The sequence below is a fragment of the Achromobacter sp. FW305-C-13 genome, assembly GCF_058783475.1.
Genome location: NZ_JBYSYN010000001.1, coordinates 998,642 through 1,011,265 on the forward strand (window position 1 = coordinate 998,642; position 12,624 = coordinate 1,011,265).

Here is a 12,624-nt window from a genome sequence, read left to right on the forward strand (position 1 = left end):
GAAGCAATGAACACGCTTATGCAGCAGGCGATCCAGTTCGCCAATGAACACGAATCCACCTGGGACCGCAGCGTCAAGGGCAATTTCGGCGTGCACCTGAACGATCCGCCGCCCTGGAACCGCCTGCTGGGGCCGATCCATGACCGCGGCCCGGTATCGGGCGTGGTCGTGGTCGACGGCAAGACCGTCGCGTCCTGGGGCGAGCCCGAGCGCGCCGACCTGACCTTCAGCGTGGCCAAGCTGTATCTGGCCATCCTGGCGGGCGTGGCGCATGATCGCGGCCTGCTGCCCGATGTGGACGAGCCCGTCGGCAAGCGGGTGCCCGGCATCGGTTTCGACGAAGGGCAGAACGCAGACATCACGTGGCGTCACCTGTTGCAGCAGACCAGCGAATGGGAAGGCGAGCGCTTCGGCGTGTCGGACCAGGCGGACCGCTATCGCGCCGTCACGTTCGGCGTGCCGCCCGATGGCAAGAAGGGCGACGCGCGCCCCTTGCAGCGCCCCGGTACCTACTGGGAATACAACGACGTGCGCATCAACCAGCTGTCCTACGCGCTGCTGCACTTGTTCCGCAAGCCGCTGCCGGACGTGTTCCGCGAAGCCGTCACGCGCCCCATCGGCGCGAGCGAAGACTGGCAATGGGTGGGCTACGACACCGCCTGGGTCGAGATCGACGGCCAGCGCATGCCGTCGGTGCCGGGCGGATCCCACTGGGGCGGCGGCATGTCCATCAGCGCGCGCGACCAGGCGCTGATTGGCCAGATGCTGCTGAACGACGGCCAGGCCAATGGCAAGCAGATCCTGTCGCGGGAATGGATTCAAGCGATGCGCACGCCCTGCGCCATCGCGCCGTATTACGGCTACCTGATCTGGCTGAACCACGAAGGCCGCGTATTTCCCAGCGTGCCGGCCAGCAGCTTCTTCGGCGTGGGGGCGGGCAGTTCGTTCACCTGGGTGGAGCCCGAGCGCAAGATGGTGGTGATCGTGCGCTGGCTGAATTCCGCCCATGCGGATGCACTGTTCGGCAAGATCCTTGCAGCGGTGGACGCGCCACAGGCGTAACATTCTGACCTCTTACCGACCAAGGAATGAAGCCATGAACTACCGCCGACTGGGAACCAGCAATCTGCGCGTTTCGCCGCTATGCCTGGGCACCATGATGTTCGGAGAACAGACGCCTGATGACGAGGCGGCGCGCATTGTCGCGTCGGCGCGCGACCATGGCTTGAATTTCATCGATACGGCCGACGTCTACAACCAAGGCCGTTCGGAAGAAGTGGTGGGCAGGCTGTTGCAGGGGCAGCGCCACGACTGGGTGCTGGCCAGCAAGATCGGCAACCCGGTGGGCAAGGGCCCGAACCAGGCGCATTATTCGCGCCAGTGGCTGATGCGCGGCGTGGAGCAAAGCCTCTCGCGCCTGGGCACGGATTTCATGGACATCCTGTACCTGCACCGCGACTACCACGAGGAAAACCTGGAAGAAGCGCTGTGGGCGCTGGGCGACCTGATCCGCGCGGGCAAGCTGCGCAGCTTCGGCTTGTCGAACTTCCGCGGGTGGCGCATTGCCGAGGTCATGCGCCTTGCCGAAAAGCTGGGCGTGCCGCAACCGGTGGTGTGCCAGCCGTACTACAACATGCTCAATCGCGGTCCGGAAGTGGAAATCCTGCCCGCCTGCAAGCATTACGGACTGGGCGTGGTGCCGTACAGCCCCATCGCGCGCGGCGTGCTCACGGGCAAGTACCTGCCTGGCCAGGCGCCGGCGGCCGATACCCGTGCCGGGCGTGGCGACCGCCGCATCCTGGCTACCGAATTCCGTGAAGAGTCCCTGCAGATTGCGCAGCAGCTGGTTCAGCACAGCGCGGCGCGCGGCGTGCAGCCGGGCCACTTCGCCACCGCCTGGGTGCTGGCCAATCCGGTCATCACGAGCGTGATCGCCGGCCCGCGCACGCTGGCACAGATGGACGACTACTATGCGGCGCTGGACGTGAAGATCACGGCGGAAGACGAAGCCGTCGTGGACGGCTGGGTGACGCCCGGCCATGCGTCGACGCACGGCTACAACGACCCGAACTACCCGTTCTACGGGCGGCCGGTAGCCGCTGCATAAAGGTATCCCGGGAGCGCGCCTCAGGCCGGGGCGCGGACCGGTTCGGCAGCAATGCCGTGCAGCATCATCTGCTCGACCACGGACGCAATGCCCAGGCGGGCGACGCGTCCTCGGCGTTCGGCGTCCACCATGCTGGTCAGCACGCCGAACAACATCTCCGTCAGCGCCGCCGCCGTCATGTCCACGCGGAAGGCGCCTTCGCGCTGCCCCCGCAGGAAGAACGCGTCCAGCGATTCCTGATACCCCGACCAGCTGTTCATGATGTCGGGCTGCTGCTCGTTGTCGGGCTTCCAGTTGTACATCAGGAAAGCCGTCAATTCCTTGTGCGCCAGATTCTGATGGATCAGGTTGCGCAGCGCCTCTTGCGGCGGCGCCGTATCCAGATGCGAGTCCGCCAGCGCCTTCTTCATGACGTGGGCGCAATGCGTCGTGAGTCGCAGGACCAACTGGTCCCGCGTCTGACAGAAGCGGTATAGCGTCGCTTTGCTCACGCCCACGGCTTTCGCCAGTTCCTGCAGGGTGCCCCGGGGCTGGTCGACCATTGCCATCGCCAACGCCACCAGAAGTTTTTCGTGCCCCGCCTCGTCAGACATGTTCTGCCCCTGTTCTGTCATGGAACTTCATCAGGCGTTATTGAATCATGCGTGATTCACTTTGTACAAACTTTGGCGAAGTTGGCAAGTAAAAACTTGTTAAGCTTCATGTAATCAACTTCACAGAATCAAATGAATCGTTATTGATTCAAATTAAGCAATCGGGTAGCATCAGCGACTTGTTGAATTCAGGACGCCGCGGGCGGGGGTTGCTATGTTGAAGAATCAGACCAGGTGGCAGTGGCCGCTGACGGCGTTGGTGATGTCGATCGTTTTGGCAGGTTGCGGGGCTGGAGAGGACGCGCATTCGCAGGCGTCCGATCCCCGCGCCGTGCAGGTGCTGGCGGTGCAACCCGAACGCTACGCGCTGACCAGCGCGTTGCCGGGGCGGGTGGAACCCATGCGGGTGGCGGAAGTGCGCGCCCGCGTGGCGGGCATCGTGCTTAGCCGCAATTTCGAGGAAGGCGCCGACGTGAAGGCGGGTGACGTGCTGTTCCGCATTGATCCGGCGCCGTTCAAGGCGGCGTTGTCGCGCGCCCAGGGCGAACTGGCCAAGGCGGATGCCGCCGTGTCGGACGCCCAGGCCATCGTCAAGCGCTATACGCCGCTGGTCAAGATCGAAGCCGTGAGCCAGCAGGACTTCGACACCGCCACCACCACGCTCAAGAGCGCCCAGGCCGCGCGCCGCTCGGCGCAGGCCGACGTGGAAACCGCGCAATTGAACCTGGACTACGCCACGGTCAAGGCGCCGATTTCGGGGCGCATCGGCCGCGCCCAGGTCACCGAAGGCGCGCTGGTGGGCCAGAACGAGGCCACCGTTATGGCGAAGATCCAGCAACTGGACCCGATCTACGTGGACTTCACCCAGCCGGTGGCGGACATGCTGCGCATGCGCGCCGCGCTGCAGGACGGCAGCCTGGGGCAGGGCGAGGGTGCCGCCATTTCCCTCACCATCGACGGCACCGACCAGAAGCGCAACGGGCGCCTGCTGTTCTCGGACATCGCGGTGGACCGGACCACGGGGCAGGTGTCCGTGCGCGGCGAATTCGCCAACCCCGACGTGCTGCTGCTGCCGGGCATGTACGTGCGCGTGCAGACGCGGCAAGGGGTGGACCCCGAAGCCATCCTGGTGCCGCAGCGCGCCGTGCTGCGCAGCACCGACGGCAAGCCGCAGGTGATGGTGGTGGGCAAGGACGAGGTCGTGGAGTCCCGGCTGGTGCAGACCGGCACGATGCGCGGCGGCGACTGGCACATCGTCGAGGGCCTGAACGCGGGCGACCGCGTCATCGTGGGCGGCGTCAACGCCGCCGTGCCCGGCCAGAAAGTCAGCGTGACGCCGGCGGCCGAGCCCAAGGTCGCGGCCGCTGGCAAGGCTTCCGCCTCTGCCGCGAACTGACCGTCCGCCCGCGCACCCCATGCCTTCGCAAGGATAGATCATGTCCAAGTTTTTCATTGGCCGCCCCAATTTCGCGTGGGTGGTGGCCATCTTCATTTCGCTGGCGGGCCTGTTGGCGATTCCGTCGCTGCCGGTCTCGCAGTTTCCGGTGGTGGCGCCGCCCCAGGTGACCATCGCCGCCGTATACCCGGGCGCCTCCGCTTCGGTGCTGGTCGATTCGGTGACAAGCGTCATCGAAGAAGAGCTGAACGGCGCCAAGCACATGCTGTACTACGAGTCGTCCAGCAGCTCCAGCGGCAGCGCCGAAATCACCGTCACGTTCGAGCCGGGCACGGACCCCGACCTGGCCCAGGTCGACGTGCAGAATCGCATCAAGAAGGCGGAAGCCCGCCTGCCGTCCGCCGTGACGCAGCAGGGCCTGCAGGTCGAACAGGCCAGCTCGAACTTCCTGATGATCTACGCCCTGACCTACAAGGGCGACGATGCGCACAAGGACGTGGTGGGCCTGTCGGACTACGCGGCGCGCCATATCAACAACGAGATCCGTCGCGTCGACGGCGTGGGCAAGGTGCAGTTCTTCGGCGCCGAAGCGGCCATGCGGGTGTGGATCGACCCGCAGAAGTTGCTGGGCCTGGGCCTGTCGGTGGCCGACGTGAATGCCGCCATCGCCGCCCAGAACGTGCAGGTGCCGGCAGGCAGCTTCGGCAGCCGTCCCGGTTCGGCCGAGCAGGAACTGACGGCCACCCTGGCCGTGAAGGGCATGCTGGATTCGCCGGAAGAATTCGGCAGGATCGTGCTGCGCGCCAACGACGACGGCTCGTCCGTGCACCTGGCGGACGTGGCGCGCCTGGAAGTGGGCCGCCAGAGCTACGACTTTGAAACGCGACTGAATGGCAAGAAGTCGGTCGGCGCGGCCGTGCAGCTGGCGCCCGGCGCCAATGCGATCGATACGGTCAAGGCCGTGAAGGCGCGCCTGCAGGAGTTGTCCGCCTCGTTCCCCGAAGACGTGGAATTCTCGGTGCCGTTCGACACGTCGCGCTTTGTCAGCGTGGCAATTGAAAAGGTCGTGCACACGCTGCTGGAAGCGATGGTGCTGGTCTTCCTGGTGATGTTCCTGTTCCTGCAGAACATCCGCTACACCCTGATCCCCACGATCGTGGTGCCCGTGTGCCTGCTGGGCACATTCGCGGTGATGTCCGTGCTGGGCTTCTCGGTGAACATGATGACGATGTTCGGCATGGTGCTGGCCATCGGCATCCTGGTGGACGACGCCATCGTGGTGGTCGAGAACGTGGAACGCATCATGGCCGAAGAAGGCTTGCCGCCGCGCGAGGCCACGGTCAAGGCGATGGAGCAGGTGTCGGGCGCCATCGTCGGCATCACGCTGGTGCTGTCCGCCGTATTCCTGCCGCTGGCGTTCATGAGCGGTTCGGTCGGCGTGATCTACCAGCAGTTCTCGCTATCGCTGGCAGTGTCGATCCTGTTCTCGGGTTTCCTGGCGCTGACGTTCACGCCCGCCTTGTGCGCCACGTTCCTCAAGCCCATTCCCAAGGGCCATCACGATGAAAAGAAAGGATTTTTCGGCTGGTTCAACCGCAGCTTCAACCGCCTGACCGGCCGCTTCGAGGCGCTGAACACGCGGCTGGTCAAGCGCACCGGCCGCTACATGGTGATCTACGTGGCGATCGTGGCGGTGCTGGGCGTGCTGTACGTGCGCGTGCCGGAATCGTTCGTGCCGCCGGAAGACCAGGGTTATGTGATCGTCGACGTCCAGTTGCCGCCCGGGGCCACCCACACCCGCACCGACAAGGTTGTGGCGGACGTCGAGCAGCACCTGATGTCGCTGGACGCGATGGGTGACGCTTTCACGGTGATGGGCTTCAGCTTCTCGGGCACGGGCCAGAACGCCGGCATCGCGTTCCCGACGCTGAAGGACTGGTCCGAGCGCGGCAAGGGCCAGGCCGCCAGCGACGTGGCCAACAGCGTGAACGCGCGCTTTGCGGCCATCGACGATGGGTCGATCATGGCGGTGAACCCGCCGCCCATCGACGGCCTGGGCAACTCCGGCGGCTTCGCGCTGCGCCTGCAAGACCGCGGCGGCCTGGGCCGCGCGGCCCTGACGGACGCGCGCAACCAGCTGCTGGCCAAGGCCAACAGTTCGCCGGTGATCGCCTACGCCATGATGGAAGGCCTGGCCGACGCGCCGCAGTTGCGCCTGGACATCGACCGCCAGAAGGCGGAAGCGCTGGGCATCGGGTTCGACACGATCAGCACGGCGATCTCGTCGGCCTACGGGTCCGCCACCATCAACGACTTCGCCAACGCCGGGCGCTTGCAGCGCGTGGTGGTGCAGGCGGACGTGCGCGACCGCATGACGCCCGAGAGCATCCTGATGCTGAACGTGCGCAACAAGTCGGGCGGCATGGTCCCGCTGAGCGCGTTCGTGCAGACCAGTTGGGAGAACGGCCCGGTGCAGATCTCGCGCTACAACGGCTATCCGGCGTTCAAGATCGCGGGCGACGCGATGCCCGGGCGCAGCACCGGCGAAGCGATGGCCGAGATCGAGCGCATCGTGTCGGAACTGCCCAGCGGCATCGGCTATGAATGGACGGGCCTGTCCTACCAGGAGAAGTTTGCCGGGGCGCAGGCGCCGATGCTGTTCGCGCTGGCGTTTCTGGTGGTGTTCCTGCTGATGGTCGCCCTGTATGAAAGCTGGGCCATCCCCGCGTCCGTCATGTTGATCGTGCCGATCGGCGCGCTCGGGTCGGTGCTGGCGGTAACGGTGCTGGGCATGTCGAACGACGTGTACTTCAAGGTCGGCCTGATCACCATCATCGGGCTGGCGGCCAAGAACGCGATCCTGATCGTGGAGTTCGCCAAGAGCCTGCGCGAGCAGGGCCATTCGCTGATGGACGCCGCCATCCAGGCCGCCAAGCTGCGCTTCCGCCCCATTGTGATGACGTCGCTGGCGTTCATCCTGGGCGTGGTGCCGCTGGCGTTGGCCAGCGGCGCGGGCGCCGCCAGCCAGCGTGCCCTGGGCGTGGGCGTGATCGGCGGCATGCTGACCGCCACGCTGCTGGGCGTGATCTTCGTGCCCATCTTCTTTGTGTGGGTGCTGTCGCTGGTGTCGAAGCAACGCGGCCGGCCGGCATCCGAACCCTTGCCGGCCCCGCGCACGGCCGAGGAGTAAGACTCATGATGCAAACCTTTTTCCCCTTGCGCCTGGGCGCCCTGGCGCTGAGCGCGGTGCTGGCGGGATGCTCGCTGGCGCCGGTGCACCAGCGGCCCGACGCGCCGATTCCCGCGCAGTATCCGGCGCAGTTCAATCAGCCGGCCGCGCCGGCCGCGCCGTCGGCGGCGGCTACGCTGGACTGGCAGTCGTTCGTGACCGATGCGCCGCTGCGGCAACTGGTGGCGCTGGCGCTTGAGAACAACCGCGACCTGCGCCAGGCCGTGCTGAACATCGAAGCGGCGCGGGCGCAGTACCGGATCGAACGCGCGGACCGCCTGCCGGGCATCAACGCCCAAGGCACGGGCACGCGCCAACGGGTGCCGGGCGACTTGAGCAGCACCGGCAGCGCCGGCGTGCAAAGCACCTACCAGGCTGGAATCGGGCTGACCTCGTTCGAGATCGATCTGTTCGGTCGCGTGCGCAGCCTGTCGGACGCCGCGTTGCAGGAATACCTGGCAACCGAGGAAACCGCGCATAGCACGCGGATCAGCCTGGTGGCCGAAGTGATCCAGGCCTATCTGACGCGCGACAGCGCCCAGCGCCGCCTGCTGGTCACGCGCCAGACGCTGGCCAGCCGCGAGTCATCGCTGGAACTGATCGTCAAGCGGCGCCAGGCCGGCGCGGCCACGGCGCTGGATTACCAGGAGGCGCTGGGCTTGACCGAGCAGGCGCGGGCGGAACTCGAGCGCATGGACCGCGAAGTGCGGCAGGCCGGCAACGCGCTGGCGTTGCTGGTGGGCGTGAACGACCTGGGACCCTACCTGCCGCAGCAACTGGCGGCTTCCCCCGTGCTGCTGCAAGAAATCGCGGCGGGCGCGCCCTCTGAACTGCTGGAGCGCCGGCCCGACATCCTGGCGGCCGAGCATCAGTTGCAGTCGCGCAACGCCAGCATCGGTGCCGCGCGGGCGGCGTTCTTTCCCAGTATTTCGCTGACCGGCCTGTTCGGATCGTCCAGCGCCGACTTGTCCAACCTGTTCGACGGCGGCCAGCGTGCCTGGTCGTTCACGCCGCAGATCACGCTGCCGATCTTCGCGGGCGGCCGCAACACCGCCAACCTGGATCTGTCGCACGTGCGCAAGGACATTGCGGTCGCGGCCTACGAAAAGACCATCCAGACGGCGTTCAAGGAAGTGGCCGACGCGTTGGCGGCCACCGACACCCTGCGGCGCGAGGAAGCGTCGCGCCGGGCCTTGGCCGAGTCCAGTCTGGAAGCCATGCGGCTGTCGGAAGCCCGCTACCGCGGCGGCGTGGATAGCCATCTGCGTTACCTGGACGCCCAGCGCAGCGCGTTTACCGACCAGCTGAGCTATATCGAGGTCAGCACCCAGCGCCAGATGGCCCTGGCAAGCCTGTTCAAGGCCTTGGGCGGCGGCTGGCCGGGCGAACGGCCGCCGGTCGCGGCTGCGGGAGCCGGGGAGGGATGATTTAGCCCTATTTTTCAAAATCTCGATAAAAGATATTGACGTCGAGATTTATGCTGCTTATCGTAGAAAAAAAGCGCCGCCAGAGAGCCGGCTGCCATTCCCTGGCTTTTCGCCGGCGGCAGGCGCACGAGGAGACAAGCAGTGATACGTCCAAGCGACAGCCGGCCGTGCCGGAAGCTATCCCGCGCGGCGTCCCCGCGTGCCGGGCGTGCGCAGTCGGCACGCGGCGCCGGGTTCTGGCGTTCGTGGTTACGGCGTGCCTGCGGCGGTCTGGCCGCTTGCGCGGCGTTGGCGGCCGCGGTGCCCGCCAGTGCGGCCGAGTGGCCCGCCCGGCCGATGACCATTGTGGTCAACGGCGGGCCGGGCAGCCTGCCTGACCTGTTCGCGCGGCCGCTGGCCGAGCGGTTGCATAACGCATTCGGCCAGCCTGTCGTCGTTGAAAACAAGCCCGGCGCGGGCGGTCTGCTGGCCATGCAGCAACTGAAGTCGGCGCCCGCCGACGGATACACGCTGGCGCTCGTCACCAACGCCCATCTGGTGTGGAACCCTTACATCTTTCCCGCGCTGACGTATGACCCGGTGCGCGATGTAGTGCCCGTCAGTCCGTTGGCCGTCATCCCCATGGCGCTGACGGTCAACGACAAGGTGCCGGCGCAGTCGCTGGCGCAGTTGTTCGCGCTGGCCCGCCAGCAGCCGGGCCGGCTGAACTATGCGTCTTCGGGCAACGGCAGCCCGCCACATGTGCTATTCGAAATGCTGCGCGAACAGGCCGGCGTGGACATCATGCACGTGCCGTTCAAGACGGGTACGGGCGCGCTCAATTCGGTGCTTGCCGGCGATACGCAGATGTATTTCGCCGGCACCGCGCTGGTCGAACCGATGGTCAAGGAAGGGCGCCTGCGCGTGCTAGCCATCAGCGACGCGGTGCCCGATGCCGCCTTTGGCCGCGCGCCGACGCTGGCGCAGCAGGACTTCCGCGGCTTCGAAGGCGCGGTGTGGCTTGGGCTGGCCGCGCGTGCGGGCACGCCGGAAGCCATCGTCAAGCGTCTGAACGCCGAGATCGGCCGCGCGCAGCAGGACGGCGCCATGCGCCAAATGTACGCCAGCCACGGCTCGCTGCCGTACCATCTGGAAGCCAGCGCCTTCGCGCAGCGCGTCGCCGACGAGCGCGAGGCCACCGGCCCCGTGCTGCGCAAGCTGGGCATCAAGCCCGATTGATCCTCATCCTTTCCCTCCAACCCTGGAATCAACGGCTCCCTGCGGGGAGCCGGCACCGGTAGCCATGAACCTGATTGAAGAGATTGTTGAAAACGCCCCCGCCATTCGAGACGTCCGGCGCGACATCCACGCCCATCCCGAACTGGCGTTCGAGGAGAACCGCACTGCGCAACGGGTGGCCGAGCTGCTGGAGAGCTGGGGCATCGAGCTGCACCGGGGCTTTGGCAAGACCGGCCTGGTGGGCGTGATCCGCAACGGCACCTCATCGCGCACACTGGGGCTGCGCGCCGACATGGACGCGCTGCCCATGCAGGAAGCGAACCAGTTCGCGCACGCCAGCAAGCACGCGGGCGTGATGCACGCCTGCGGCCATGATGGCCACACCGCCATGCTGCTGGGCGCAGCCCAGTACCTGGCGCGCCACCGCAATTTCGACGGCACCGTCTACCTGATCTTCCAGCCCGCCGAAGAACGCGGCGGCGGCGCGCGCGAGATGATGCGTGACGGCCTGTTCGAGAAATTTCCGATGGAAGCCGTGTTCGGCATGCACAACATGCCGGGCATCCCGGAGGGCAGTTTCGCGTCGTCGCCGGGCCCGGTGCTGGCATCCAACAGCGAGTTCCACGTGACCATCCGCGGCAAGGGGGGCCATGCCGCCATGCCGCACCTGGCCATCGATCCAATCCCGGCGGCCGGCCAGATGATCGAAGCCTTCCAGACCATCATCAGCCGCAACAAGAAGCCGCTTGAGACGGCCGTCATTTCCGTGACCACGCTGCGGGCGGGCGAGGCCGTCAACGTCATCCCCGACACCTGCGAACTGGGCGGCACGGTGCGCGCCTACACCGCCGAGACGCTGGACCTGATCGAGCGACGCATGGGCGAGGTGGCGCAGCACGTGGCCGCCATGTTCGGCGCCGAATGCGATTTCGTCTTCACGCGCCACTATCCGTCCACGATCAACCACGAGGCCGAGACGGCCTTCATGCGCGAAGCGCTGGCCCAGGTGGTCGGCCAGGAGCGCTTGCTGGCGCAGACGCCCATCATGGCCGCGGAAGACTTCTCCTTCATGCTGGAAGCGGTGCCCGGCAGCTATTGCTTCATCGGCAATGGCGATGGCGGGCACCGCGAACTGGGCCACGGCGAGGGGCCGTGCCTGGTCCACAACACCAGCTACGACTTCAACGACGCGCTGCTGCCGATTGGCGCCAGCGCGTTCGTGAAGCTGGCAGAAGCCTGGTTTGCGCGGCCGCCGCGCGCCTGAGTACGGCGCCGCACCCCCCGCTCAGGCCTTGCGCAACCCCGCCCGGGGCAGGGGCGCCGCCGGGTGGCTGGCGGGCTCGTCCGCCGGCCGGCCGCGCCCGATCAGCCATGCGCACAGCGCCGACACCACCCCGGCAAACAGCACATACAGGCAGATCAGCCACGGCTGGCCGCCGCCGGTCTTGAGCAGGGCGGTGGCAATGATGGGCGTGATGCCGGAGGCGAAGATGCCCGAGAACTGGTAGACGAACGAGATGCCGGTGTAGCGCACCTTGGCGTCAAAGAGCTCGCAGAACAGGGCGGCCTCGGGACCATACACGGCGGCATAGAAGATGCCGAACGGGATGATGATCGCCAGCCAGATCAGCATCACGCTGCCTTCGCTGTGCAGCATCAGCCAGAACCCCGGGAAGGATGCCGCGGCGGTGATCAGCGATCCCCAGAAGTAGACGCGGGTGCGGCCGATGCGGTCGGACAATCTGCCGAAGAAGGGGATGAAGAAGCACATCACCAGGGCCGCGGCCATCACGCCCGTCAGCGCTTCGGTTCGCGTGATCTGCACGGTTTGCGTCAGGTACGAGATCGAGAACACGCCGAACACGTTAAAGAACACGCCGTCGATGTAGCGGGCGCCCATGCCTTTGAAGACGTTGCCCGGGTAGCGCTTGAGCATGTCGAAGAAGGGAATGCGGCTTTCGGCGTTGCTTTCCTTGACCGCGGTGAACTCGGGCGTTTCCTTGATGTTCAGGCGGATGTACATGCCCACCAGCACCATGGCGGCCGACGCCAGGAAGGCGATGCGCCAGCCCCAGGCCATGAACTGCTCGTCGGTCAGCAAGGTGGACAGCAGCGCCACGGTGCCGGAGGCCAGACACAGGCCGATCGCCAGCCCGATCTGCGGCAGCGACGCGTAGAAGCCTTTCTTGCCTGGCGGCGCGTATTCATACGCCATCAGCACCGCGCCGCCCCATTCGCCTCCCAGGCCGATGCCCTGGAACACGCGCAGCAGCAGCAACAGGATGGGCGCCCAGACGCCGATGCTGTCGTAGGTGGGCACCAGACCGATCAGGAATGTGGACACGCCCATGATCATCAGCGTCATCACCAGCATGCTTTTCCTGCCGATGCGGTCGCCGAAATGGCCGAAGATCAGGCCGCCTAGCGGCCGCGTCACGAAGCCCACGGCGAACGTGGTGTAGGCCAGCATGGTCGAGACCAGCGGGTCGCCGGTGGGAAAGTACAGCTTGTTGAATACGATGCCCGCCACGACACCGTAGAGGAAAAAGTCGTACCACTCGATCGTGGCGCCGATCAGCGACGCGGTGACGACACGGCGTACTGCGGCTTCGTTCTGCTTGGCCATTCCAGTCTCCTTTGATGGGGGGGCGGGG

General features: G+C 66.3%; 9 protein-coding genes. 7 read left to right on the forward strand and 2 right to left on the reverse strand.

Annotation, left to right across the window (positions count from 1 at the left end):
* Positions 1–6 precede the first annotated feature (6 nt).
* On the forward strand, positions 7–1,062 hold the full coding sequence (locus AC3WMU_RS04440; RefSeq protein ID WP_234704787.1) for a serine hydrolase domain-containing protein: 1,056 nt from the start codon (positions 7–9) through the stop codon (positions 1,060–1,062).
* 34 nt (positions 1,063–1,096) lie between these two features.
* Positions 1,097–2,107 (forward strand): aldo/keto reductase, encoded by a 1,011-nt coding sequence (locus tag AC3WMU_RS04445; protein ID WP_424625784.1) that lies wholly within the window; start codon positions 1,097–1,099, stop codon positions 2,105–2,107.
* Positions 2,108–2,127: 20 nt separating this feature from the next.
* On the opposite strand, the gene AC3WMU_RS04450 is transcribed toward AC3WMU_RS04445, so the two are convergent.
* On the reverse strand, positions 2,128–2,700 hold the full coding sequence (locus tag AC3WMU_RS04450) for a TetR/AcrR family transcriptional regulator (protein WP_167389990.1): 573 nt from the start codon (positions 2,698–2,700) through the stop codon (positions 2,128–2,130).
* A gap of 214 nt (positions 2,701–2,914) precedes the next feature.
* Here AC3WMU_RS04450 and AC3WMU_RS04455 point away from each other — a divergent pair, with 214 nt between their 5' ends.
* From AC3WMU_RS04455 to AC3WMU_RS04475, 5 genes are all read left to right on the forward strand, one after another.
* Positions 2,915–4,096, forward strand: coding sequence for an efflux RND transporter periplasmic adaptor subunit (locus AC3WMU_RS04455; RefSeq protein ID WP_492281912.1), 1,182 nt, complete (start codon positions 2,915–2,917; stop codon positions 4,094–4,096).
* A gap of 40 nt (positions 4,097–4,136) precedes the next feature.
* Positions 4,137–7,286 carry a multidrug efflux RND transporter permease subunit gene (locus tag AC3WMU_RS04460; RefSeq protein WP_424625782.1) on the forward strand — a complete coding sequence of 1,050 codons (3,150 nt, stop codon included), beginning with the start codon at positions 4,137–4,139 and terminating at the stop codon, positions 7,284–7,286.
* 5 nt (positions 7,287–7,291) lie between these two features.
* The gene (locus tag AC3WMU_RS04465; RefSeq protein ID WP_424625781.1) at positions 7,292–8,752 is read left to right on the forward strand and encodes an efflux transporter outer membrane subunit; all 1,461 of its coding nucleotides are present in this window, start codon (positions 7,292–7,294) and stop codon (positions 8,750–8,752) included.
* Between the two features lie 141 nt (positions 8,753–8,893).
* Positions 8,894–9,970, forward strand: coding sequence for a Bug family tripartite tricarboxylate transporter substrate binding protein (locus tag AC3WMU_RS04470; RefSeq protein WP_234704788.1), 1,077 nt, complete (start codon positions 8,894–8,896; stop codon positions 9,968–9,970).
* Positions 9,971–10,034: 64 nt separating this feature from the next.
* The gene (locus AC3WMU_RS04475) at positions 10,035–11,234 is read left to right on the forward strand and encodes a M20 aminoacylase family protein (protein ID WP_006224401.1); all 1,200 of its coding nucleotides are present in this window, start codon (positions 10,035–10,037) and stop codon (positions 11,232–11,234) included.
* 21 nt (positions 11,235–11,255) lie between these two features.
* On the opposite strand, the gene AC3WMU_RS04480 is transcribed toward AC3WMU_RS04475, so the two are convergent.
* The gene (locus AC3WMU_RS04480; RefSeq protein ID WP_006224402.1) at positions 11,256–12,596 is read right to left on the reverse strand and encodes an MFS transporter; all 1,341 of its coding nucleotides are present in this window, start codon (positions 12,594–12,596) and stop codon (positions 11,256–11,258) included.
* Between the last annotated feature and the right edge of the window lie 28 nt (positions 12,597–12,624).

Excerpts from the sequence above, each read along its gene's own strand:
- AC3WMU_RS04440 (WP_234704787.1), top strand. The coding sequence starts at position 7 with ATGAACACGCTTATGCAGCAGGCGATCCAGTTCGCCAATGAACACGAA.
- AC3WMU_RS04445 (WP_424625784.1), top strand. The coding sequence starts at position 1,097 with ATGAACTACCGCCGACTGGGAACCAGCAATCTGCGCGTTTCGCCGCTA.
- AC3WMU_RS04450 (WP_167389990.1), bottom strand. The coding sequence starts at position 2,700 with ATGTCTGACGAGGCGGGGCACGAAAAACTTCTGGTGGCGTTGGCGATG.
- AC3WMU_RS04455 (WP_492281912.1), top strand. The coding sequence starts at position 2,915 with ATGTTGAAGAATCAGACCAGGTGGCAGTGGCCGCTGACGGCGTTGGTG.
- AC3WMU_RS04460 (WP_424625782.1), top strand. The coding sequence starts at position 4,137 with ATGTCCAAGTTTTTCATTGGCCGCCCCAATTTCGCGTGGGTGGTGGCC.
- AC3WMU_RS04465 (WP_424625781.1), top strand. The coding sequence starts at position 7,292 with ATGATGCAAACCTTTTTCCCCTTGCGCCTGGGCGCCCTGGCGCTGAGC.
- AC3WMU_RS04475 (WP_006224401.1), top strand. The coding sequence starts at position 10,035 with ATGAACCTGATTGAAGAGATTGTTGAAAACGCCCCCGCCATTCGAGAC.
- AC3WMU_RS04480 (WP_006224402.1), bottom strand. The coding sequence starts at position 12,596 with ATGGCCAAGCAGAACGAAGCCGCAGTACGCCGTGTCGTCACCGCGTCG.